Source organism: Microbispora sp. CA-102843 (genome assembly GCF_050936215.1).
In the GTDB taxonomy this organism is placed as follows: Bacteria; Actinomycetota; Actinomycetes; order Streptosporangiales; family Streptosporangiaceae; genus Microbispora.
In genome coordinates, this window is sequence record NZ_JBNJNF010000001.1 from 5,884,499 (window position 1) to 5,907,178 (window position 22,680).

General features: G+C 70.7%; 19 protein-coding genes. 5 read left to right on the forward strand and 14 right to left on the reverse strand.

The features are described from left to right. Nucleotides 1–8: 8 nt before the first annotated feature. Nucleotides 9–224, reverse strand: a complete 216-nt coding sequence (locus tag ACQEVJ_RS27275) for an acyl-CoA carboxylase epsilon subunit (RefSeq protein ID WP_433105794.1) — start codon at nt 222–224, stop codon at nt 9–11. Further along, a complete protein-coding gene (locus ACQEVJ_RS27280) occupies nt 221–1,786 on the reverse strand; it encodes an acyl-CoA carboxylase subunit beta (RefSeq protein ID WP_433105796.1) in 1,566 nt (521 codons plus the stop codon). Before ACQEVJ_RS27280 ends, ACQEVJ_RS27275 begins: the two co-directional genes overlap by 4 nt. Before the next feature lie 93 nt (nt 1,787–1,879). On the opposite strand from ACQEVJ_RS27280, the gene ACQEVJ_RS27285 reads away from it, so the two are divergent. Continuing rightward, nucleotides 1,880–2,560, forward strand: coding sequence for a TetR family transcriptional regulator (locus tag ACQEVJ_RS27285; protein WP_433105798.1), 681 nt, complete (start codon nt 1,880–1,882; stop codon nt 2,558–2,560). A 67-nt stretch (nt 2,561–2,627) separates the two neighbouring features. On the opposite strand, the gene ACQEVJ_RS27290 is transcribed toward ACQEVJ_RS27285, so the two are convergent. The 10 genes from ACQEVJ_RS27290 to ACQEVJ_RS27335 form a co-directional block, all read right to left on the reverse strand. After that, nucleotides 2,628–4,109: an FGGY family carbohydrate kinase gene (locus ACQEVJ_RS27290; RefSeq protein ID WP_433105800.1), complete on the reverse strand. Its 1,482-nt coding sequence runs from the start codon at nt 4,107–4,109 to the stop codon at nt 2,628–2,630. Continuing rightward, the gene (locus ACQEVJ_RS27295) at nt 4,106–5,857 is read right to left on the reverse strand and encodes a glycerol-3-phosphate dehydrogenase/oxidase (protein ID WP_433105802.1); all 1,752 of its coding nucleotides are present in this window, start codon (nt 5,855–5,857) and stop codon (nt 4,106–4,108) included. The genes ACQEVJ_RS27290 and ACQEVJ_RS27295 overlap by 4 nt, the downstream gene beginning before the upstream one ends. A 13-nt stretch (nt 5,858–5,870) precedes the next feature. Then, the gene (locus ACQEVJ_RS27300; RefSeq protein WP_433105804.1) at nt 5,871–6,914 is read right to left on the reverse strand and encodes a DUF2804 domain-containing protein; all 1,044 of its coding nucleotides are present in this window, start codon (nt 6,912–6,914) and stop codon (nt 5,871–5,873) included. Further along, complete coding sequence (locus ACQEVJ_RS27305) at nt 6,911–8,356, reverse strand: NAD-dependent succinate-semialdehyde dehydrogenase (RefSeq protein WP_433105806.1); 1,446 nt, start codon at nt 8,354–8,356, stop codon at nt 6,911–6,913. Before ACQEVJ_RS27305 ends, ACQEVJ_RS27300 begins: the two co-directional genes overlap by 4 nt. After that, a complete protein-coding gene (locus tag ACQEVJ_RS27310; RefSeq protein ID WP_433105808.1) occupies nt 8,353–9,039 on the reverse strand; it encodes a GntR family transcriptional regulator in 687 nt (228 codons plus the stop codon). The genes ACQEVJ_RS27305 and ACQEVJ_RS27310 overlap by 4 nt, the downstream gene beginning before the upstream one ends. Before the next feature lie 15 nt (nt 9,040–9,054). After that, nucleotides 9,055–10,215 (reverse strand): mandelate racemase/muconate lactonizing enzyme family protein, encoded by a 1,161-nt coding sequence (locus ACQEVJ_RS27315; RefSeq protein ID WP_433105810.1) that lies wholly within the window; start codon nt 10,213–10,215, stop codon nt 9,055–9,057. Beyond that, the gene (locus ACQEVJ_RS27320) at nt 10,212–11,045 is read right to left on the reverse strand and encodes a carbohydrate ABC transporter permease (protein WP_433105812.1); all 834 of its coding nucleotides are present in this window, start codon (nt 11,043–11,045) and stop codon (nt 10,212–10,214) included. Before ACQEVJ_RS27320 ends, ACQEVJ_RS27315 begins: the two co-directional genes overlap by 4 nt. Further along, nucleotides 11,039–11,884, reverse strand: a complete 846-nt coding sequence (locus tag ACQEVJ_RS27325; protein ID WP_433105814.1) for a carbohydrate ABC transporter permease — start codon at nt 11,882–11,884, stop codon at nt 11,039–11,041. The genes ACQEVJ_RS27320 and ACQEVJ_RS27325 overlap by 7 nt, the downstream gene beginning before the upstream one ends. A gap of 110 nt (nt 11,885–11,994) precedes the next feature. Continuing rightward, nucleotides 11,995–13,359 carry an ABC transporter substrate-binding protein gene (locus tag ACQEVJ_RS27330; RefSeq protein ID WP_433105816.1) on the reverse strand — a complete coding sequence of 455 codons (1,365 nt, stop codon included), beginning with the start codon at nt 13,357–13,359 and terminating at the stop codon, nt 11,995–11,997. 52 nt (nt 13,360–13,411) lie between these two features. Further along, the gene (locus tag ACQEVJ_RS27335; protein WP_433105818.1) at nt 13,412–14,542 is read right to left on the reverse strand and encodes a zinc-binding dehydrogenase; all 1,131 of its coding nucleotides are present in this window, start codon (nt 14,540–14,542) and stop codon (nt 13,412–13,414) included. A gap of 424 nt (nt 14,543–14,966) precedes the next feature. Between ACQEVJ_RS27335 and ACQEVJ_RS27340 the strand changes: the two genes are divergently transcribed. Next, on the forward strand, nt 14,967–15,473 hold the full coding sequence (locus ACQEVJ_RS27340; protein ID WP_433105820.1) for a carboxymuconolactone decarboxylase family protein: 507 nt from the start codon (nt 14,967–14,969) through the stop codon (nt 15,471–15,473). Between the two features lie 277 nt (nt 15,474–15,750). Here the strand turns inward: ACQEVJ_RS27340 and ACQEVJ_RS27345 are convergent, their stop codons facing one another. Further along, nucleotides 15,751–16,932: a thiolase family protein gene (locus ACQEVJ_RS27345; protein WP_433105822.1), complete on the reverse strand. Its 1,182-nt coding sequence runs from the start codon at nt 16,930–16,932 to the stop codon at nt 15,751–15,753. Between the two features lie 446 nt (nt 16,933–17,378). Here ACQEVJ_RS27345 and ACQEVJ_RS27350 point away from each other — a divergent pair, with 446 nt between their 5' ends. After that, a complete protein-coding gene (locus tag ACQEVJ_RS27350) occupies nt 17,379–18,002 on the forward strand; it encodes a TetR/AcrR family transcriptional regulator (RefSeq protein ID WP_433105824.1) in 624 nt (207 codons plus the stop codon). Between the two features lie 80 nt (nt 18,003–18,082). Here the strand turns inward: ACQEVJ_RS27350 and ACQEVJ_RS27355 are convergent, their stop codons facing one another. Next, nucleotides 18,083–19,285 (reverse strand): TetR/AcrR family transcriptional regulator, encoded by a 1,203-nt coding sequence (locus ACQEVJ_RS27355; RefSeq protein WP_433105826.1) that lies wholly within the window; start codon nt 19,283–19,285, stop codon nt 18,083–18,085. Between the two features lie 173 nt (nt 19,286–19,458). Here ACQEVJ_RS27355 and ACQEVJ_RS27360 point away from each other — a divergent pair, with 173 nt between their 5' ends. Both ACQEVJ_RS27360 and ACQEVJ_RS27365 read left to right on the forward strand, forming a co-directional pair. Continuing rightward, the gene (locus ACQEVJ_RS27360) at nt 19,459–21,237 is read left to right on the forward strand and encodes an AMP-dependent synthetase/ligase (protein ID WP_433105828.1); all 1,779 of its coding nucleotides are present in this window, start codon (nt 19,459–19,461) and stop codon (nt 21,235–21,237) included. Continuing rightward, a complete protein-coding gene (locus tag ACQEVJ_RS27365; RefSeq protein WP_433105829.1) occupies nt 21,234–22,376 on the forward strand; it encodes an acyl-CoA dehydrogenase family protein in 1,143 nt (380 codons plus the stop codon). Before ACQEVJ_RS27360 ends, ACQEVJ_RS27365 begins: the two co-directional genes overlap by 4 nt. The last annotated feature ends 304 nt before the right edge of the window (nt 22,377–22,680 follow it).

Here is a 22,680-nt window from a genome sequence, read left to right on the forward strand (position 1 = left end):
GGTCGTGCTCACAGAAGTCCTCCACGGTTCCATCTCGACTCCCGCCACCCCTGCGGGCCTGTGGCGAGCGGGCGGCGCATCGCGTGCCGCCGCGCCAGAACGCACCAGCCGGAGGATGCCGGCGGTGCGACCGGGCCGGTCTGCCGCGCCGCGAGCAGCACCACGGCCAGCGCGGCCAGTTCCTCGGGCGACGGAGCGCCCTTCATCACACGGAACCCGGTCACAGCGGGATGTTCCCGTGCTTCTTGGGCGGCAGGGCGACCCGTTTGCCGCGCAGCATCCGCAGCGCGCGGACGACTTCCCGCCGGGTGTCGCGGGGCGCGATCACCGCGTCGACGTAGCCGCGTTCGGCCGCCAGGTATGGCGTGGCGAGGGTGTCCTCGTACTCACGCACCAGCTCGGCTCGCAGCGCGTCGGGATCGTCTGATGCGGCCAGCGTCCTGCGGTGCAGGATGTTGACCGCGCCCTGGGCGCCCATCACGGCGATCTGGGCGGTGGGCCAGGCCAGGTTGACGTCCGCGCCGAGGTGCTTGGACCCCATGACGTCGTACGCCCCGCCGTACGCCTTGCGGGTGATGACGGTGACCAGCGGCACGGTCGCCTCGGCGTAGGCGTACAGGAGCTTGGCGCCGCGCCGGATGATGCCGTTCCACTCCTGGTCGGTGCCGGGGAGGAAGCCCGGCACGTCCACGAGCGTCAGCACCGGGATGCCGAACGCGTCACAGGTGCGCACGAACCGGGCGGCCTTCTCCGATGCATCGATGTCCAGCGTGCCGGCCAGTCGCATGGGCTGGTTGGCGACGACGCCCACAGAACGCCCCTCGACCCGGCCGAAACCGACCAGGATGTTGGGCGCGAACAGCGCCTGCACCTCCAGGAACTCGCCGTCGTCCAGCAGGGCGGCGACGACGGCGTTCATGTCGTACGGCTGGTTCGCCGAGTCGGGGATGAGCGTGTCGAGGGCCCGGTCGCCCTCGTCGATCTCCAGGTCCGCCGGGACCTCGAAGGACGCGGCGTCGTCGAGATTGTTCTGCGGCAGGTACGACAGCAGCGCGCGGGCGTAGTCGAGCGCGTCGTCCTCGTCCTCGGCGAGGTAGTGGGCGTTGCCGCTGCGGCTGTTGTGCACGCGGGCGCCGCCCAGCTCCTCGAAGGTCACGTCCTCGCCGGTGACCGTCTTGATGACGTCCGGGCCGGTGACGAACATGTGGGACGCCTCGTCCACCATGACCGTGAAGTCGGTGAGGGCCGGCGAGTAGACGTGACCGCCAGCGCAGGCCCCCATGATCAACGAGATCTGCGGGATGACGCCCGAGGCGTGCACGTTGCGGCGGAAGATCTCCCCGTACAGGCCGAGCGAGACGACGCCTTCCTGGATGCGCGCGCCCGCGCCCTCGTTGATGCCGACGATCGGCGCCCCGATCTTCAGGGCCAGGTCCATGACCTTGCAGATCTTCTCGCCGTATACCTCGCCCAGACTTCCGCCGAACACGGAGAAGTCCTGGGAGAAGACGCAGACCGGGCGGCCGTGGACCGTCCCATGGCCGGTGACCACACCGTCGCCGGGCACACGGGTGCGCTCCATGCCGAACGACGTGCTGCGATGCACGGCCAGGGCGTCCAACTCGACGAACGATCCGGAGTCGAGCAGCCGCTCGATCCGCTCGCGGGCCGTGAGCCTGCCCTTGGCGTGCTGCTTGCCGGCCGCCCGTTTCTCAGCGGCCCGAATCGCCTCGTCCAGCCGCTCTTCGAGTCGGCTGAGGCCGGCCGCGGTGCCACGCGGTTCCATCGATCACCACATTCGGCGGTAGGACTGAGTTTCGCAGTGACGATACTCAGTCTCGCAGGCGTGGACAAGCCCGGGGTCCGCGACAATGGCGGCATGGCCACACCGTCCATCAGCCACCGCCTCGCCGAAGCGGCGGTGGCCCTGTTCGACGAGAACGGTTACGACGAGACCACCGTCGACGACATCGCGGCCCGCGCGGGGGTGAGTCGCAGCACGTTCTTCCGCTACTACCGGTCGAAGGAAGACGCGATCTTCCCCGACCACGACACGCTGCTCGCGAAGGTGAACGCCCGCCTGCGGGCCTCGACCGCGGACACGGCGTTCGTCGCGGTGACCGACGCGGTCCGCATCGTGCTCGCGCACTACGTGGAGGATGCGGAGGTGTCGCTGCGCCGCTACCGCCTCGTCGGCCGGGTACCGGCCCTCCGCGACCGCGAGATCGCCAGCGTCGCCCGCTACCAGCGGCTGTTCCGCGAGTTCATCGGCAAGTGGCTGGCCGGGACCCCCGACGCCGACCTGCGCGCCGAACTCATGGCCGGCTCGGTCGTCGCGGCGCACAACCAGGTCCTGCGGGGCTGGCTGCGCGCCGGCGGCACCTACGATCCCTCAGGTCCCCTCGACCACGCCCTCCAGTATGTGATCGCGACCTTCCGCCACCTCGAACAACCGAAGGAGCCCGGAAACGAGCAGGTCGTCGTCGCCACCTTCAGCCGATCGACCTCGCCACAGGCCGTTATGGAGGCCATCGAGAAACATCTGAACACCCGCCCCTAGGGGGACCACTCCTGCGGGCCGTTATGGGGGTCACAACGAAGGTCCACTGCGGATGTGCTCGTCCCGCTCAGGATCCGAACCTCCGCACCGCGTCCACCGCGTCCAGCCAGCGACGGTATCCGTCGTCCGGCAGCGGCTGGGGCGTGAACACCTGGCGGCCCTCGCCCGCCTCGGCCAGCTCGGCGAGGTCCTTCCAGACCCCGGCCCCGAGTCCGGCCAGCAGGGCCGCGCCCATCGCGGTGGTCTCGGTCGTCCTCGGCCGGACGACCGGCCGTCCGAGGAGGTCGGCCTGGATCTGGCAGAGCAGGTCGTTGACCGAGGCGCCGCCGTCCACGGCGAGCCCGTCCACCTGAATGCCGGCCGTTCCGGTCACCGCCTCCACGACGTCGCGGATCTGGTACGCGATGCCGTCCAGGACGGCCCGGGCGACGTGCGCGTCGGTGGTGCCCCGGGTGATGCCGAGGATCGCGCCCCTGGCGTGGGGATCCCAGTGCGGGGTGCCGAAGCCGGTGAGCGCGGGGACGAAGACCACCCCGCCGCCGTCCGGGACGGACGCCGCCAGCGCTTCGCTGTCGGAGGAGCGCTCGAACAGCCTCAACCCGTCGCGCAGCCACTGCACTGCCGCGCCGGTGACGAACACCGACCCCTCCAGGGCGTACTGCACCGGCTGCCCTTCGAGCCGCCACGCGACGGTGGACAGCAGTCCGGCCCCCGCCGGGGGGATCCGGTCGCCCGTGTTGACCAGCAGGAAGCTGCCCGTGCCGTACGTGCACTTCATCGCGCCGGGCACGAACCCGGCCTGTCCGAACAGCGCCGCCTGCTGGTCCCCTGCGACGCCGGAGACGGGCACGTCCAAGCCGAGGAAGTGCTCCGGGTCGGTGCGGCCGATGCTCCCGCTCGACGGGACGATCTCCGGCAGCGCGCCCAGGGGCACCCCGAAGAGGCCGGCCAGCTCCTCGGACCAGCAGGCGGAGGCGAGGTCGAGCAGCAGCGTCCGCGAGGCGTTGGACGGGTCGGTCGCATGCAGCCGGCCGCCGGTCAGCCGCGCCAGCAGGTAGGAGTCGACCGTGCCGACCGCGACCCGCCCCGCGCGCACCCGCGCCCAGACGTCGGGCAGGTTCGCGCTCAGCCAGGCGAGCTTGGTCGCGGAGAAGTACGGGTCGAGGGGAAGCCCGGTCAGCTCGCGGACCCGCGGCTCGTGCTCCCGCAGCCGGTCGCACTCCCCGGCGGAGCGGCGGTCCTGCCACACGATCGCGCGGGTGGCCGGGCGCAGCGTGCCGCGGTCCCACAGGACGACGGTCTCGCGCTGGTTGGTCAGGCCCACGCAGGAGACCGTCACCGCCCGCCCGCCGGCGGACGCGGCGGCGAGCGCGTCAGAGGACGCGGCGAGCACGGCGGCCCAGATCTCGTCCGGGTCGTGCTCCACCAGCCCGGGGGCGGGGAAGTGCTGCGGGAACTCGCGCTGGCCGCGCGCCAGCACCCGTCCGTCCTCGCCGACCAGCAGGCAGGTGACGCCGGTCGTGCCGGCGTCGATGGCGAGGACGGTCACGCGGCACCACTCCTGCGCCCGGCCAGTTCGTCGAGCAGCGGCACCAGCTCGGCGTCCTCGGACAGGTCCAGCGCCGAGCGGCGCACCTCGGCGGCGCGCAGGTACTCCTCCGTCTGCTCCCGCGCCCACTCGGCGGTATGGCCCAGCGCCCCGGCGAGCAGCCCGGCCACGTGCGGGGCCGCCTCCGTGCCGGTGTCGGCGGTCTCCAGCCCGGCTCTGCTCCGGCGCAGCAGCACGTCGTCCACGGTCATCGCGGCCTCGTGCCTGGCGGCGTAGAGGACCTCGGCGGCCAGCAGCGAGGGCGCCCCCGGCACCGGCCGCAGCAGCCCGGCATCCCGCCGCCCCATGGCGAGCAGCGCCGGATAATCCGAGCCGTACCGGCGGGCCAGCCGTTCCACGGCGGAGACCGGCAGCCCGGCGGCGGTCGCGGCCGCGTCGCGGCGGGTCCACGTCTGGGCGAAGCCGTTCGCCCCGACCAGGGCGAGGTGCTCCGTGGCGGAGGGGCGCGCGGCGCGCAGCCCGGGCACGACCGCGTCCACCGCGTCGCGCGCCATCACCCGGTAGGTGGTGAGCTTGCCGCCCGCGACGACCACGCAGCCGGGCGCGACCTCCCGCACGACGTGCTCGCGGCTGATCGACTGCGTGCTCTGCCGGTCGGGCTGGTCCACGAGCGGCCGCAGCCCGGCGTACACGCCGAGCACGTCCGACCGGCGCAGCGGCTCGCGCAGCCACTGGTTGGCCTGGTCGAGCAGGTAGCGGACGTCGGCGCCGGTCGGCAGCACCGGCCCCGGGCCGATCTCCCACGGCGTGTCGGTGGTGCCGACCAGCACGACGTCGCCGGTCGGGATGACGAACAGCACCGAGCTGGGCGTGCGCACGATGAGAGCACTGTCCAGCGGCAGCCGCTCCCGGGAGACCACCAGGTGGACGCCCTTGGACGCGCGCACCCGGATGGCGCCGGCGCCGAGCATCTTCTGCGCGAGCCCGGACCACGGCCCGGTGGCGAGGACCACCCGGCGGGCCCGGACCTGGAACTCCTCACCGCTCAGCGCGTCCACACAGGTCGCCACCGTGTGGTCGGAGCGGCCGGTCAGGCCGGTCACCTTCACCCGGCTGAGCACGGTGGCACCCTCGCGCGCCGCCGTACGGGCCAGGGTGAGGACGAGACGGGCGTCGTCCACATGCCCGTCCTCGTACCGGAGCGCGCCGACCGCGACGTCCGGCCGGAGCTGCGGCACCTGCCGCAGCAGCCCGCGCCGGGTCAGATGCCGGTGCCTGCGGAAGCCGTGCCGGTCGCCCATGCCCGCCAGCGCGTCGTACAGCGTGAGCCCGGCCCCGATGTAGCCGCGCTCCCACACCCGGTGGGTGAGCGGGAGCAGGAAGGACATCCGGCGCACGAGGTGCGGCGCGAGGTCGTGGAGCAGCCCGCGCTCATGCAGCGCCTCGCGCACCAGGCCGAACTCCATCTGCTCCAGGTAGCGCACGCCGCCGTGCAACAGCCGGCTGGAGTTGCTCGACGTGCCGGAGGCGAGGTCCCCGCCCTCGACGAGCGCCGTGGTGAGGCCGCGCGAGGCCGCGTCGAGCGCGGCCCCGGCGCCGGTCGCGCCGCCGCCCACCACCAGAACGTCGAGCAGGTCGCGGCTCAGCTCGGCCAGGTCGGCGTCCCTGCGCAGCGGGTCGAGCGCGGAGCCCGCCCCGAACGGCAGCCCGGCCGCGAACGGCTCCGGCCTCTTGTCTGTGTTGATCACGTGAACCGTCCCCCTACCAGCGCCGCTGGACCTCTTCGGCCCACCCGAACAACTCGCCGACATCGATCACGGTCCCGTCGTCGGCGACGACGGTGCCGCTGTAGTGCCCGAACACCTGGTCCTCGCGACTGCGCATCCAGTAGAGCCGCCGCACATCGGCCGAGCGGACGTACTCCGGGGTGAACACCAGGTCGACCCGCTCGCCGATGATCCGCCACGGGGCCATCCAGTCCGAGGTGTCGTAGTGCCAGACCAGCTCCTCGCTGATCTTGTGCAGGCGGCCGTCGATGATCAGGCCGTTCTCGACGCTGCCGGTGCCGTCGGTCCACTTGCCGCCGATCTGGACGGCGATCTCACGGTCGCCGGCCCGGCCGTAGCCGGCCCCCCAGTTCCACACGATGTCGCCCGGCCAGCGGCCCCGGCCGAGGTCCTGCGTGGCCCGCGCGTCCTCCGGCGAGAACCGGATCCGCCGCCCGTTGACCGTTACGGTGCCCTCGGCGGGCCGGCCCACGTCCTTCACCGTGTACTGGAACCGGCGCGACGACCACGGGACCACCACGCTCAGGCTCTCGCGGCCCTCGATCCGGTGGACCAGCAGGTCGGCGTCGAACTCGGCGGACCGCACCCGCAGCCGGGTGCCCTCGGCCGTCTCGTCCACCGCGATCCGCACCGCGCCCCGGCCGATCCGGACGCTGCCCTCGCCGCCGCGCGGCGAGAACGACAGGCCGTGGCCCGGCACGAGCAGGCTGCGGCTCACCACGTCGCGCCGGGTCGTCCGGTCCAGGTACCACGCGGACTCGCCCGCCAGATAGTCCAGGCTGGACGCGCTGAACGCGAAGATGTGCTCCGGCGTGGCGACGCACCAGTAGTCCCAGCGCATCGTGCGGCCCCAGCCGCGGATGTTGGCGCGGTGCAGCGGGGTACGGCTCCAGCCCACGGCCTCGGGGTTGAGACGCCCGTCGGGGCGGCATAGATCGACCCGGCTGGTGATCTCGCGCTCGGTCACCCGCCGCGCGGAGACGTCCGCCGGCCCGGCTGCGGCTGTCGTGCCCGTCATCGGCCCAGTCCCAGGCTGACGTACTTCCACTCCACAAAGTCCTCCACTCCGTGATGGCCGCCCTCACGGCCGTACCCGCTGCCCTTGACCCCGCCGAACGGCCCCTGCGGCGGCGCGAGCGGCGCGCCGTTGATCGAGAGGATCCCGAAGCGCAGCGCCTCGGCGACCCGCACCACGCGGGCCAGCTCCCGCGTCCACACGTACGCCGCCAGCCCGTACGGCGTGGCGTTCGCCCTGGCCACGACCGCGTCCTCGGCGTCTCCGGTGTCCCCGGAGAAGGTGAGCACAGGGGCGAGCGGGCCGAACGTCTCCTCCCGGCAGACGAGCATGTCGTCGGTGACCCCCACCAGGACGGTGGGCGGGTGGAAGCACCCGCCGGGCTCGCCCGGCTCCCGCGCCGTCACCCGCCGGGCGCCGCCGGCCAGCGCGTCCTCGACGTGCCGCCGCACCTTCGCGACCGCCCGCTCGTCGATCAGCGGGCCCATCGTGACTCCGTCGGCGGCGCCGTCCCCCACGACGATCGCGTCCGCGATGCGGGCCAGCTCCGCGGTGAACTCCTCGGCGACGGACTCGTGGACGTAGATCCGGTTGGGCGAGGTGCAGGCCTGGCCCGCGTTCATGAACTTGGCCCGGGCGACGCCCGCCGCTGCCGCCGCCACGTCCGCGTCCGGGAAGACCAGCACGGGTGCGTGGCCGCCCAGCTCGACGCTGAGCCGCTTCACATCGTCGGCGCTCTGCCGGATGAGATGCCTGCCGACGGCGGTCGAGCCGGTGAACGAGATCTTCCGCACCCGTGGGTCGGCCATGACGACGTCGGTGAACTCCTGTGGCCTGGTCGTGGTGACGAGGTTGAAGACGCCCGGGGGGAACCCGGCGTCGGCGAGGCACTCCGCCACCGCTACCGCCGACATCGGGGTCAGCTCGGACGGTTTGAGCACGACCGTGCAGCCCGCCGCCAGCGCCGGCCCGAGCTTGCGGGTGACCATCGACACGGGGAAGTTCCACGGGGTGATGCCCGCGACGACGCCCACCGGCTCGGGCAGCACCATGATCCTGGTGTCCGTGCTGGTGGAGGGGATCGTCTCGCCGTACAGGCGGCGGGTCTCCTCGGCGGACCACAGAAGGTGGTCGGCTCCCGCGACTACCTCGCCGACGGCCTCGCCCAGCGGCTTGCCCTGCTCGGCGGTCAGCACGGCCCCGATCTCGGGCGCCCGCTCGGCCAGCAGGGCCGCGGCGCGGCGCATGATCCCGGCCCGTTCGTGGGCGGGCATCGCCCGCCAGCCCTGCGCCGCGGCCGCCGCCGCGTCCACCGCCTCGGCGAGGACCTCGGGGCCGCACTCGGCCGCCTCGGCCACGGTCTCGCCGGTGGCCGGGTTGGTCACCGCGAACGTCTCCGCGGCCGTGTGCCAGCGCCCTCCCACGAGGGCCCTTCCTGTCTTCATTCCTGCCTTCTTCGATTCGCGTCCATTGCTTGGATCAATGCGGCCATGGCAGCCATCTCGTGGGCGCGCTGCAGCTCGCTCGCGCGGGCGATGTCACCGGCGACGAGCGCGTCCCTGATGGCCAGGTGCTCCGCGTGGGAGAACGGCAGCCGCCAGGGGACCAGGCGGAAGCCGCGCTGCGCGGTCTCGGTCTTGGCCCACAGCCCCTGCAGCATCCGGTGCACGATCCGGGACTCCTCCGTGTCGCACAGCAGCGAGTGGTAGCGCCGGTTCAGCCGGGCGAACGCAGCGACGTCCCCGCCCTCGATCGCCCGCTCGGAGGCGGCGAGGACCTCGTCCACGGCGGCCAGCCGCTGGCCGGAGAGGGGCGCCGCGTGCAGATCGAGGGCGAGCGCGGTCAGCGCCGCCCGGATGCTGTACAGCTCCCGCACGTTGGCCACCGTGAACTCGGCGACCACGGCGCCGATGTGCGGGCGCTCCACCAGCCACTCCTCGGAGACGAGTTGCTTGATGGCCTCGCGCACGGGGGTGTCGCTGACGCCCACGGCCTCGGCCACCACCCGCGTGATGATTTTGGTTCCGGGAGGGGTCTTGCCGGACATGATCATCTGCTTGATGTGCTCGGCGGCGAGCTCCGCCTTGGTCCGGAACGGCCGGTCCGGCGCGAGGAACGTTTCCGTCATCGTTTGCGACACCCCTCAGACCCGTTGGACGGTCAGCGGTTCGATCACCGCGTGGTCCAGCTCTACACCCAGACCTGGGCCCTCGGGAACGGCCACGAAGCCTGTGGAATCAGGGAGAAGCGGCTTGGTGAGCATCACGTGGAAGACCTCGGGCACGATCACCGGAGGGTCGTACGGATACTCCAGCCAGTCGCAGGTCGGCAGCGAGGCGGAAAGGTGCAGGTTGCCCGCGACACCGAGCCCGGTCGCCCACGCGTGCGGGACGACCCGGCGCTGCCGCGCCGCCGCCATGGCGCCGAAGTCGCGCAGGGCGGCGATGTCCTCGCTCTCGTTCGCGTCCGGCTGGTAGATGGTGAAGCAGTCGTCCTCGAGCAGGCGGACGAGCTGGCCGATGCCCCGGTTGTGCTCGCCTCCCGCGATCGGGATCGGCGACAGCGCCGTCAGCTCGCGCAGCGCCCGGTAGTCGTGCCGGGGCAGCGGCTCCTCCAGCCAGGTGACGCCGAGGCCGGCCAACTCCCTCGCCGTGGTGAGTGCCCGGTCGAAGTCCCACATCATCCGGCTGCCGTCGGGCCGGTAGCGCCAGCGGGCCGCGGCCTGATTGGCGTCCACCATGATGGCGACGCCGGGGCCGACCGCCTCGCGCACCGCCGCCACCTGGGCGATGTCCTCGTCCACCGTGTCGGCGTGCACCCGCAGCTTGAGCCCGGTGAAGCCCTCGGACACCACGCGCAGCGCGTCCTCGACCCGCTGCGCCGGGTCGCGGACCTCCCCGAAACTGGCGTACGCACGGATCCGGTCGGTGTGCCCGCCCCAGAGCTTGTGCAGCGGCGTGCCGCACACCTTGCCCACGGCGTCCCAGACGGCAACGCTCACCACCCACGGGCGGGGGAAGACGTACTCCGCGACGTAGCGGAGATGGTTGGCGATGTGCTGGGTGGCGAACAGGTCCATGCCGACCAGCCGCGGCCGGATCCACCCTCTGATCGTCTCCAGGAGCAGCGGCCCGGTCGAGTGGCCCATGTCGCCGCCGGACACGCCGACGACTCCCTCGTCCGTCTCGACCTCGACGATCACAGCGGACATGCTCCGGTGCGCGCCCTCGGGGGCCCAGGACGGGACGAAGGGGCGCGGATAGGGCAGCTCGATGAGCCGTGCCCTGACGTCGCGGATCCTCATCCCTTCGTTGCTCCGTCCGCGAGCCCCTTGACCAGGTACTTCTGCACCGCGAGCGCGAAGATCACCACGGGGAGGACGGTGAGCACGCCCACAGCCGCCAGCGGCCCCCACAGGCCGCCGTTCTCTGTGTCGGCCGCGATGCCGGCGATGGCCACCGGGATGGTAACCGCCTTGTCGTTGGTGAGGATCAGCGCGAAGAGCAGCTCTTCCCAGGCGAGGATGATGCAGTAGATCATCGTGGAGATCAGCCCAGGCAGGCTGCACGGCACGATGATCCGGAAGAAGGCGCCGAACCGGCCGCAGCCGTCCAGCATCGCCGCCTCCTCCAGCTCCTTGGGCAGGCTCCGGAAGAACGCCCGCATCAGCCAGACCACGTACGGCACCAGGAACGTCACGTAGGCGAGGATCACGGTGATGTACTGGTCGGTCAGGCCGAGCCGCCGCGCCACCAGGAACATCGGCACCACGAGCGCGATCGGCGGCACCGCGCGGGAGGCGAGGATGAGCCCCGCCATGACGCCCGCGCCGCGCATCCGCATCCGGGTCAGCGCGTATCCGGCCATCGCGCCGGCGACCATCGAGACGATCGCCGACCCGGCCGCCACGATGACGGTGTTCACCATGCGGGGCAGGATCCGGGCCTGGTGGAAGTAGCTGGTGTAGTTGTCGAAGGTCAGCTCGCTGAACCAACGCGGCGGCACCGTGAAGATGTCGCGCGGCAGCTTGAACGAGATGCTGACCATGTAGATCACAGGGAAGAGGAAGACGAGCGTGGCCAGGATCGCCCCGCCGATCGCCGCCGCCCGTCCCAGGCGGCCGCTGCTCACCATCGGTTCTCCAGATAACGGCTCAGGCGGAACAGGAAGAAGGTGATGATCATGGTGATGACCAGGACGATGGTGGCCATCGACGACGCGGACCCGAACTCCAGCCCCCGGAACCCCTTCTCGTAGATGTAGAGGTTCACGACGTCCGTCGCCTGGCCGGGACCGCCCTTCGTCGCCGCGAGCGCGATGTCGAACATCTTGACCGCACCCAGCCAGCGGACGACGAAGGCCGCCGCGATCACCGGGACCAGCAGCGGCACCGTGACGTGCCGCAGCGTCTGCCAGCGCGACGCGCCGTCCGACCTGGCCGCCTCGTACACGTCGGACGGCAGCGCCATGATGCCCGCCGACGCGACCAGGACGACGAACGGCGTCCAGCGCCAGCTGTCGATGAGGATGAGGCTGACCATGGCGAGAGTGGGATCGCCGATCCACTCGACCGGCCCGATCCCCACCAGGCCGAGCGTGTAGTTCACCACTCCCCACAGCGGGTCGAGCAGCATCCGCCAGACGCCGCCCGCGACGACCGGGGCGACCACCATCGGGATGAGGAACAGCGCCCGCAGCAGGCCGCGGCCGCGCCACTCGACATTGAGCAGGAACGCGATGGCGAAGCCGAGCACGAGCTGCAGCGGCAGGGCGATCACCAGGTAGACCCCGGTGACCTTCAGCGACTGCAGGAACCCGGGATCGTTGATCACCGCCTCGTAGTTCTTCAACCCGACCCAGTCACCGGGCTGGAAGGTCGACAGGTCGAAGTCGGACAGGCTCGTCCAGACCGTGTAGATGATCGGGTACAGCAGCATGCCGGCCAGGAGGACGATCGCCGGGGTGAGGAACACCCAGGCCGTGCCCGGCTCGCCGAGGCGGAGTCGTCGCGCCCGCGGAGGCCCCCCGACCCCCCGGGTGGGACCCGTGGCCCCAACCCGGGAGGACGAAGTGTGGACCGCACTCACTGCTGGTAGCCCTTGGACTTGAGCAGTGCGGTGATGTCGGTGGCCGCCTGGTGGATCGCCTCCTGGGCCGTGGCCTGGCCGGAGACGGCGCGGCTGGTCTGCAGAGCGAGGATCTGCTGCACGGCGTCGGACTCGGGCAGGCGCGGGCGCCACATCTGGCCCTTGGTGGCGGCGTCGAAACCCTCCGCGATCGCGGCGTAGACCGGCTTCAGCCACGGTGCGGGCGGGGTGCCCTTCAGCGTGGAGTCACGCGCGGGAAAGCTACCGAGGTTGGCGCCGATCCACTGCTCGCCCTCCTTGGAAGTCATCCACTGCAGGAGCGTCCACGCGGCGGCCTGATGCGTCGACTTCTTGGCCACGCCGGCCGTCCAGATGCCGCGGTGCGCGCCCGGCCCGGCGCTGCCGGCCGGCATCGTGGTGATCCCGACCTCGTCCTCCTTGAGGGTGGTCGTCGCCTTGTCGACGGCCGTGCCCTTGTAGACGCTGCCCCACATGAACATCGTGGCGACCTTGCCCTGCCGGAACGCCTCCAGCGGTTCGTTGAACTGGTAGGTGGCCGCACCGGGCGGGGCGTACTTCAGCAGGTCGATCTGCGTCTGCAGCGCCTTGACGCCGGCCTCGTTGTCGAACTGCACCTTCAGGTTGTCATCCAGCAGCTTGCCGCCGTTCGAGTTCAGCACGGTCTGCCAGATCGTGGGCGTCAGCGGGTCCTTGGTGAAGTAGGTGCCGACCGCCCAGGAATCGGTCTTGCCGTCTCCGTCGGTGTCCTGGACGAGCTTGGCCGCGTCCTTGAAGTACTGCTCCCAGGTCGTCTGCGGGGTCGGCTCGTCGACCTTGGCCTTCTTGTACAGCGAGCGGTTGTAGAACATCAGCAGCAGGTTCGAGCGCACCGGCACGGTGTACTGGTGGCCGTCCCACTCGCCGGCCGCCAGGGCCGCGGGGTCGATGTCGTCCCAGTCGTAGTTCGCATCGGTGAACTTGGCGAGGTCGGTCTTCAGGTCGGCCAGGCCACCGGTCTTGGCCAGCTGCGGAGCCCAGGGATCGTCGGCGACCACCACGTCGTACGTCGGGGTTGGGCTGGTCAGCTCCAGCATCGTCTTGGCGATCTGGTCGTTGTACGGCACGCCGTCCACGGTGACCTTGATGTTCGGGTACTTCTTGGTGAACTCGGGGACGAGCTGGTCCTGCCACTGCTTGGCGAAGGCGTCGTTGGCGAGGACCCGGATCGAGACCGGGTTCTGCGCGGTGCCCAGACCACCGCCGTCGGAAGCGGAGGCGTCGTCACCGTCGGACGAGCCGCAGGCCGTGACAGTGAGGCTGAAGACGGCGGCGGCCGCCGCCAGCCGGAGATAACGGCGCATGGCCGGTTCTCCTCTCAAGGGGTTGTACGGGGAAATTGCCGGAAAAAGAGGCTCAGGCCCGGGGATCGATCGCGAGCTTGACGATCGGCCGGCCGTCGAGGGAGAAGCCGCCGCCGAGTGCGGTCAGCGCCTCTCCCACCCGCTCCAGGGGCACGCGGTGGCTGACCACACGGTCGTACGGCCGGCCTCCGCGCTCCAGGACGAGCAGCGCCTCGTGGTACCTGCGCTGCATGTCGGGGCCGGCGCCGTAGACGCCGGCGATGGTGATGTCACGCTTCAGGAGGTCGCTGAAGGGGTTGAACGCGACGGTGCCCCGGTCGGTGAAGTTGCCCAGCTCGGCCAGGACGCCTCCGTCCGTGACCAGCCCGATGGCCTCCATGAAGGCCTGCGGGGACCCGCTCGCGCCGATCACGCAGTCCGCGCCGGGCGAGCCCAGCGCGTCGAAGACCGCCCGCCGCCGCTCGGGAACGTCGGTCACCGCGGCGATGTCCACGACCGCATCGGCGCCGAGCGCCTCCGCCAGCTCCAGCCGTGCCGCAGGCGCGCCCACGGCGACGATCCTGGAGGCCCCGGCGGCGCGCGCGGCGACCACGGCCATCAGGCCGATCGCGCCGACACCCTGCACGACGACGGTCGAGCCGAGGCGGACCCCGCCGCGCTCGATGCCGTGCAGCGCGACCGACAGCGGTTCCTGGAGCACCGCGACCTCAGGCGGCAGGTCCGTACGGTGGAACACCGTGCCGGCGTTGGCCGCGTGCAGGTACTCGGCGAACCCGCCGGTCAGATGCGGCGGGGTCGTCACCGGGGACTTGAAGCCGTAGGAGGGGCGGCGGTCGGGGCAGTTCGCGGGGCGGCGCCGCACCTGACACTGGTGGCAGCGACCGCAGCTCACGGCCGGGAAGACGCCGACGCGGTCGCCGACGGCGACGGGGCGGCCGCGGTGGTCGGCCGTCACCCCCTCGCCGAGCGCTGCCACGGTGCCGACGATCTCGTGTCCGAGCAGCGCGGGAAACACGATGCTCGGCAGCCGTCCCTGGTAGACGTGGGCGTCGGTGCCACAGACGCCGCACAGCTCCACTTCGAGCGTGAACTCCCCCGGCCCCGGGTCGGGCACCTCGTAGGTTCTGATCTGCACCTCGCCGCCGGCGTCAACGACGATCGCTGCTCGCGACGTGATGCTCATCCAGATCCTCCATATTCTAGATTCTATAGAATATGGAGGAGACGATAACGAGCTGCTGTGCTTTATGACAACTTGCGTGGCATGTCCGTTATCGAGATGTTTCCTCCGGCGCACCGACCCCACCCGCCCCGGTGAGCCTGTGAGCGACGTCAGGAGGCGGGCGTGATCCGTCCTACGGCGCCCGCGCCGATGACCAACTCGGCCCGGTGGGGCACGCGGAGGCCTCCTCCCCGAGCCGTACGTACCGTCCGCGGCCGGCCAGGTGCTGGTGGCGGGATTCAGCCTGCAGTTCGGGTGCGGTGCGGTGCGGCCGGCCTGGGCCAGGTGCCGGAGATCGGCGCATCGCCTCACATTCCCAGCGGTTGCGTCGTCGGACTACCGAGGCCTCAGAACACCGCTGAGATTCAGAAGGGAAGACTTCGCGATGTCCACACCCACGACGACCACGCAGGACGACCTGCGGTCGCGTCTGCCCGACCCCACCCAGTTCTTCCCCGAGGTGGCGGCAATCGCCGGAGGCATGGCCAAGGCCATCGGGAACGGTTCGATTCCGCGGACCACCATCGGCCTGGTGCAGCTCCGCGCCGGGCAGATCGTCGGCAGCACCTACCACACCGTCCGGCAAGCCGGCGACCTCCGCGCGGCCGGGGAAACGGAGGAGCGCATCACCGCCGTGGCGTCATGGCGGGACGCCCCCTACTTCACCGATGCCGAGCGGGTCGCGCTGGAGCTCGTGGAGGCCGTCCTCACCCCGAACCCGTCCGGGGAGCGCGTCTCCGACGAGCTGTACGCCAAGGCATCCGCCCACTACGACGACAAGGCGTTGTGGACGCTCACCTTGGCGATCGGCCAGATCTGCTTCTTCATCCCCGTCGCTCTCATCGGCAAGCCGATCCCTGGTAAGGCCCTCGGGGAGAATTGGAGCAAGTAACGCCGGCAGGCTCAGGGTGAGAACGCGCAACCGTGCCTCACCCCACGGCCGGCTCTGAGTGAATGCTTCGTTGCGCCAGTTGCCCTGCTCGTCACGTGACGAGCAGGGCAACGCACCCATCCTCATCAACCGCCAAGACTGACGCGATCAGGGGTCGACGGCGGTCAGTCATGACCGGCTCCACGCCGAGGTCAGCGGGCCGTGAAAATGCTTCGTGGTCTTCGTCGAAGAGCGGGCGCCGTGCCCGGAGGCCCTTTCTCATGCCTGCTGTCGTGGGTCAGAGTCGCTCGATGACGGTGGCGTTCGCGAGACCGCCGCCCTCACACATGGTCTGCAGACCGTAGCGGCCGCCGGTGGCTTCGAGGTGGTTCAGCAGAGTGCCCATCAGACGTATGCCGGACGCGCCGAGCGGGTGGCCCAGGGCGATCGCGCCTCCGCGAGGGTTGAGTTTGTCGAGGTCACCGCCGAGTTCGGCCAGCCAGGCCAGCGGCACCGGGGCGAAGGCCTCGTTCACCTCGTAGGCGTCGATCGCGCCGATGTCCAGCCCGGCCCGTTTGAGCACCTGCTGGGTGGCCGGGATCGGCGCGGTGAGCATGAGCAACGGGTCGTCACCGGTCACCGCGAACGCGTGGAAGCGGGCCCGCGCCCGCAGGCCGAGCCTCCCGGCGACGTCCTCGCCCATGATCAATGCGGCGGAGGCCCCGTCGGTCAGGGGCGAGGAGTTGCCCGCGGTGATCCGCCAGTCCAGGTCCGGGAACCGGTCGCGCATATCCGATGTGTCGAACGATGGACGCAGCGCCGCGAGGCCGTCCGGAGTCGTCGTCGGACGGATCGTCTCGTCGGCGCAGAACCAGCCGCCGTCGCCGGTCCACACCGGAACGATCTCGTTGTCGAACCCACCCGCCGCGGCGGTCTCGGCCGCGAGCCGATGGGACCTGGCGGCGTACTCGTCGAGCCGCTCACGCGATAGTCCCCACTTGCGCGCTATCAGCTCCGCGGAGACCCCCTGGTTCACCAGCCCCTCGGGGTAGCGGCGGGTGATCGACGGTCCGTACGGGTCCTCGCCCATGGCGGCGACGCCCATCCGAACCCGGCTCATCGACTCCACGCCGGCGGCCACCACGATGTCGTAGGCGCCGGCCATCACGCCCTGAGCGGCGAAGTGGACGGCCTGCTGACTGGATCCGCACTGCCGGTCGACCGTCGTGGCCGGCACCGACTCCGGCCAGCCCGCAGCGAGCACCCCCTGACGGCCGATGTTGAGTGCCTGCTGGCCGGCCTGGCCCACGCAGCCGGTGATGACGTCGTCGACCCGTGCCCGGTCGAGGTCGTTGCGCAACTCCAGGGAGCGGAGCACAGTGGCGAGCAGTTCGACCGGATGTACTGCGGACAGCGCTCCCCCGGGCTTGCCCTTGCCCGAGGGCGTCCGGACGATGTCGACGATGACCGCGTCGCGCATGACCTCCTCCTTCTCTCGCGGGGCCTCTCAACGCGGAGCCATTCGAATGGCGCCATCGAGGCGGATGGTCTCGCCGTTCAGCATCGGGGTGGCCACGATCGCTGCGACCAGCCGGGCAAACTCCGCCGGATGACCCAGGCGACTCGGGTGCGGCAACCTGGGTTCCCGGGCGCCGGCTGCAACGAGTGCCTCCACCGTCGCCGGCCCGAGCCCGGACGCGCCTCGGGTCACCAGCGCCTGCTTCCCGTGGACCTCCATATCGACCCCCTTGGGCCAATTTAGTTAGCGATCGCTAAGTTAGGCTGCCGAGCGACCGAACGCAACCACTCGCCGCGCCGAGTGCCCGCCGGACACGCTTAGCGAGCGCTTGCTAACCCCTCGCGGGCCGCTTTAAACTCGTTCCCGCTACCGGCACAGACCTGGGCGGGAAAGAGGCGGGGATGCCGGTGACCGAAGACGCATTCGACTGGCGGGCCTACCCGCCCCTCGAGCTGTCACCGATCCTCTCCGCGGCGCTGGCCGAGATCGTCGAACACGGCTACGAGGGGACGACGGTTCGCAAGATCGCGAGCCGTGTCGGCGTCACGGTGCCGGCGCTCTACTATCACTTCGAGAACAAACAAGCCATGTTGCGAGAGCTTCTCGATCGTGCGATGCGGATCGTCCTGACCCACGCCCGGGCGGCCCTCGAGGAGGCCGGCGCGAGCTGCGTGGACCGTCTCAGCGCGCTGGTGGAGGCCATCGCCCTGTACATGGCCCACCACCGTGACCTGGCGTTCCTCGACTCCGAGCGCCGGAGTCTCACCCCGGGGAATCGGGCCGAGTACGTCTCCCGGCGTGACGAGCTTGAGCGAGAACTGCGGGCCGCGATCGATACCGGAGTGCGGCAGAAGGTCTTCCGCACTCGGTATCCCGACGAATGCAGCCGGGCGATCCTCTCCATGTGCCAGGGCATCGCCGGCTGGTACCGTCCCGATGGTTCCATCGACCCCCAGACCATGGCCATGAGGTACGTCGACATCGCCCTGGCGACCGTGCGGTACCAGGAACAGGATGAGGCCGTACGATGACCGATCCGCTCGATGCGTTTCGGCTCGACGGCCGAGTGGTGATGATCACTGGCGTCCGGCGGCGGATCTGAGGCTCGCCGTCAGCCGGCGAAAAACGGCGGCCGGCTGCGATCGGGCAGTCCCAGCATCTGCCCGAGCAGGGCGGCGGTTCTCTCCTCGGTCACCGATGGGTCGGAGGAGCGGGCGAGGTCGGTCACGACGTTCAGTGCCGCATGCGTACGGAAGCGGGTCTCGGACGGTTCCTCCCCCGGACTCACCTCGGCGACCAGGCCGACCCAGGTCTCGACGTGCCGCCGCTGCGCGGCTCGCAGCCGCCGAAGGTCGGCCGGAGCCAGGTTCTCGCTCTCCGAGAGGTAGACCGCGGCCAGGTCGGCCTGGTCGAAGGTGATCTCGACGTAGGCGTCGATCAGCCGGCCCAGGGCCTGCGCCGGCGTGCTCGCATCGGCCAGCTCCGCGGCCACGGTGTGCTCCAGACGGCTGGTGGCACGGTAGTAGGCGGCGGCCAGCAGCTCGGCCTTGCTCGCGAAATGCGTGTACACACTGGAGGCGTTGATCCCGGCGGCCTGGCCGATGTCGGAGATGCTCACCTGGTGGTAGCCGCGCTCGTGGAACAGCCGTATCGCCTCGGCCAGCAGCCGCTCCCGGCGGGGCAGCAGCGTGAACTGGTCCGGGCGACGATGCCGTGAGCGTTTCTGCCGCGGTGCGGGCAGGTCGGCGGCGATCACGGCGGTGACACAGTCGAGAATCGCGCGTTCGGCCTTGGTTCTGGACAGGCTCGCGCGGTGGGTGGAGGGGCTCGCGATCACACTCAGTGCCGCGACCGTCAGGAGCGCGGCATCGTGTCTGGCCAGTTCGGGCCGAAGGTCCAGCAGCAACTCGCGGAGCGTGTGCACGGCGCCGTCGAAGGATGCGGCGAACACCGCCTGTTGCTCGGCGCGGAGATAGCGGCCCTCCCACTGGTAGAGCCGCGCCACGGTGCGCCTGTCCAGGGTGTAGCGCACCAACGCCCGCAGAGCGGTGTGCAGGCGGTCGTGGGGAACATCCAGATGAGCGCCGGAGCGGACGCACTCCCCGAAGCGGGTGACCAGTTCCTGGACGGCCGCGGCGAGGACGGCCTGCTTGGTCGGGAAGTGCCGGTAGATCGCCGGGCCGGTGATGCCGACTTCGTGGGCGATGTCCTCGATGCCGACATTGTGATAGCCGCGGGCGCAGAACAGCTCTGCGGCGACGAGGGCGATGGCCTGCTTGCGATCCTTCGACCGTCGGCGCTGGCTTGTCGGCATGAACCGAGTGTAGCGGTCGCGTAGTGGCTCCATAATCGCAGACTTTCATCTCATAAAATGCCGTTGAGCTGCTGAAACAGAAAAATAAGTGAGTGGGGATTCGGATGTCTTGACAGTAGAACGATGTTCGGGTTCTGATGGATGCGCTCAATGCCCGGCGGAGGGAGCGATGGATGGTCACGGAGGAGGACGTGCGCGCCGCAGTGGGGGCGCACACGGTGCCAGGACTGCTGCGGCGCAATGCCGACGAGTACGGAGGCCTGCCCGCCCTGACCGGAGCCGACGGGCGCACCTGGACCTGGCGGGAGCTGTACGACCAGGTGCTGTCCGTGGCGAACGGGCTGCGGGCGCTGGGACTGCGACGCGGCGACCGGATGCTCATCGGCATGTCCAGCCGCCCGGAGCACTGGGTCGTCGACCTCGCCGCGGTCGAACTCGGCGCGATCCCGTGCACGACCTACGCGACATTGAGCCCCGAGCAGATCCGGCAGGTCGCCGTGCACAGCGCGGCGACCGTGGTGGTGCTGGAAGGTCCCGCCGAGCTGGCCCGCTGGACGTCGGCGCTCGCCGAGATGCCCGCGGTCAAGGTCGTCGTCGTCGAGGGCCCGGAGGGCCGGCACACGCGCTACGCCGATCTGCTGGCGGCGGGGCATGCCGCGCCGGCCGCCGAGACCGGCCAGGACGATCCGGTAGCGATGATCTACACCTCGGGCACGACCGGCGATCCGAAGGGCGTGGTGCTGTCGCACCGCAACGTGCTCTACCAGTGCGCGCTCCAGGAGCTGGTCCAGCCGGGCCCCGCGCATCCCAGGACGGTCGCCTACCTGCCGCTCGCCCACATCGCCGAGCGGGTGCTCGGTATCTATCTGCCGATCTACACGGCCGGACACGTGACGATCTGCTCCGACTCCACCCAGCTGCTCGCCACGTTGATCAGGGTGCGGCCGCACGGGTTCTTCGGCGTGCCACGCATCTGGGAGAAGTTCGCGGCCGGGGTGCAGCACATGCTGTCCGGCCTGGACGAGGACCGCCGTGCCGCGGTCGGCCACGCACGGGAGGTAGCCGCTGAGGCGTACCGGATCCGTGCCACCGGTGACCCGCTGCCCGACGAGCTCGCCGAGGCGCTGACACGCGCGGACGAGATTCTGCGCCCGCTGCGGGAACGGATCGGACTCGCCGAAGCGGTTCGGCCGGGCAGTGGCGCCGCGCCCATTCCGGCCCAGGTGCTGGAGTTCTTCGGCAGCCTCGGCCTGACGATCATGGAGGTCTGGGGCCTCAGCGAGACCACGGGCGCGGCCACCAGCACGTTCTCCGACAACTACCAGCCCGGCACGGTCGGCCTGCCCATGCCCGGGATGGAGGTCCGGCTCGCCGAGGACGGCGAGGTCCAGGTGCGCGGTCCGCTGGTGTTCCTGGGCTACCTGCAGCCCGACGGGCGGATCCAGACGGTGGTGGACGCGGACGGCTGGCTGTCGACCGGTGACATCGGCAGGTTCGACGAACGCGGACTGCTGCGGATCGTCGACCGCAAGAAGGAGATGATCATCACTTCGAGCGGCAAGAACATCGCACCGAGCGCGGTCGAGTCGCTGCTGCGGACGCACCCCTTGATCGGCTACGCCACGGTGGTGGGGGACCGTCGCCCGTACCTGACGGCGTTATTGGCGCTGGACGAGGAAGCCGCGCCCGTTTGGGCCGCGGCCCACGGCCTGGCCGCTGTGGAGTTGAAGGAGCTGGCCGCGGAGTCCCGCGTGCTTGAGGAACTGGCCGCCGCCGTCCGGCAGGCGAACGCGGCCTTGTCCCGGCCGGAACAGGTGAAGGCGTTCCGCGTGCTCGACCACGCGTGGCGCCCGGAGAGCGGACAGCTCACTCCGTCACTGAAGCTGCGGCGGCGCGTGATCGAGCAGCGCTACGCCGACGAGATCGAGAAACTCTACACGGAAGGGTCGTGATCTTGACCTTGACCGACGAGCGGCGCGACTTCGTGGCCGCGATCGAAGACCTCTGCCGGCGCGAGGCGGGGACTCGCGAGCAGTGGCTCAAGCTGACCGACGGCGGCAGCTCACCGCACAACGCCGAGCTGTACCGGAAGATGGCCGAGCTCGGCTGGCTGGGGGTCGCCGTGCCGGAGGAGTACGGCGGCGCCGGTCAGAGCATCGTCGACCTGCTCCTGTTCCTGGAGACGACCTCCTACTGGCAGGCCCCGATCGGCGGCTTCGCCACGTCCGCGATCACCGCCGCCTCGTACGAGAAGTTCGGCAGCGAGGAGCAGAAGCGCCGCGTGCTCGGCGACTTCGTGAGCGGCAAGGTGCTGGCGGTGTCGATGTCCGAGCCCGGTGCCGGTTCGGACGTCGGCGCGCTGAACTGCAGGGCCGAACGGCGTGACGGCGGGTGGGTGATCAACGGGCAGAAGACGTGGTGCTCCAACGCGCACCTGGCTGAGCACATCCTGCTCGTCGCCCGCACCTCCACGACGGGTGACAAGCACGACGGGCTCACGATGTTCTCCGTACCGGCCGGCATCGACGGGCTCACGGTGCGCGGCATCGACACGATGGGCGGCCGCGAGGTCAACGACCTGTATTTCACCGACTGCTTCCTGCCTGACGACGCGGTGGTCGGCCAGGTCGACCAGGCCTGGCGCCAGCTGATGGCGGGACTGAACCAGGAGCGCCTGATCATTGCCGGTCTCATGCTCGGGGCCGGGCGCAGGGCGTTCGACGACGCGGTGTCCTACGTGCGGGAACGCCGGCAGTTCGGCCGGCCGATCGGCAGCTTCCAGGCGCTGCGGCACCGGCTCGCCGACCACGCCACCGAACTGGAGTGCACCCGGCTGCTGGTGCACGACGTGGCACGGCGGGTCGAGGCCGACCCGGCGCGGCAGCTGCCGCGCGAGGCGTCGATGGCCAAGCTGAAGGCTTCGGAGTTCGCCAAGGCCATGGCGCTGGACGGCATGCAGATGATGGGCGGCTACGGCTACGCCACGGAGTACGGCATGGAACGCCTGCTGCGATCCACGGTGGTGTCCACGGTCTACGGAGGTACGAGCGAGATCCAGCGCGAGATCATCGGTAAGGCCTACGGACTCTGACAGTGCCGACCCGTGAGTGGGACGAACACGACCAGACTCGGGCCGGTGACGTCCAGGCCACGCCCGCTCAAGGGCACGATCGATTCGCGGGACCGTGAACGCGGCCGGCTGACAGGTCGGCCGCCATCGGCTCCACCAGAGCGCGCTCGTGGCGGCGACGAGCCACCGCGCTACGCGAGAAAGTCCGCAGTGCTCCGGCCTGAAGGCAGGAGCGCTGCGGACGACCTGGTGACGGCGGGTGGCCAGCGTGCCGAGCATCTTGCCGGCGCCGGAGTCCAGGACCTCTGGTCTCCGGGTAGGCACT

Coding starts and splice junctions, on each gene's coding strand:
- ACQEVJ_RS27280 (WP_433105796.1), bottom strand. CDS start 1,786: ATGGAACCGCGTGGCACCGCGGCCGGCCTCAGCCGACTCGAAGAGCGG.
- ACQEVJ_RS27285 (WP_433105798.1), top strand. CDS start 1,880: ATGGCCACACCGTCCATCAGCCACCGCCTCGCCGAAGCGGCGGTGGCC.
- ACQEVJ_RS27300 (WP_433105804.1), bottom strand. CDS start 6,914: ATGACGGGCACGACAGCCGCAGCCGGGCCGGCGGACGTCTCCGCGCGG.
- ACQEVJ_RS27305 (WP_433105806.1), bottom strand. CDS start 8,356: ATGAAGACAGGAAGGGCCCTCGTGGGAGGGCGCTGGCACACGGCCGCG.
- ACQEVJ_RS27310 (WP_433105808.1), bottom strand. CDS start 9,039: ATGACGGAAACGTTCCTCGCGCCGGACCGGCCGTTCCGGACCAAGGCG.
- ACQEVJ_RS27315 (WP_433105810.1), bottom strand. CDS start 10,215: ATGAGGATCCGCGACGTCAGGGCACGGCTCATCGAGCTGCCCTATCCG.
- ACQEVJ_RS27320 (WP_433105812.1), bottom strand. CDS start 11,045: ATGGTGAGCAGCGGCCGCCTGGGACGGGCGGCGGCGATCGGCGGGGCG.
- ACQEVJ_RS27330 (WP_433105816.1), bottom strand. CDS start 13,359: ATGCGCCGTTATCTCCGGCTGGCGGCGGCCGCCGCCGTCTTCAGCCTC.
- ACQEVJ_RS27335 (WP_433105818.1), bottom strand. CDS start 14,542: ATGAGCATCACGTCGCGAGCAGCGATCGTCGTTGACGCCGGCGGCGAG.
- ACQEVJ_RS27340 (WP_433105820.1), top strand. CDS start 14,967: ATGTCCACACCCACGACGACCACGCAGGACGACCTGCGGTCGCGTCTG.
- ACQEVJ_RS27345 (WP_433105822.1), bottom strand. CDS start 16,932: ATGCGCGACGCGGTCATCGTCGACATCGTCCGGACGCCCTCGGGCAAG.
- ACQEVJ_RS27355 (WP_433105826.1), bottom strand. CDS start 19,285: ATGCCGACAAGCCAGCGCCGACGGTCGAAGGATCGCAAGCAGGCCATC.
- ACQEVJ_RS27360 (WP_433105828.1), top strand. CDS start 19,459: ATGGTCACGGAGGAGGACGTGCGCGCCGCAGTGGGGGCGCACACGGTG.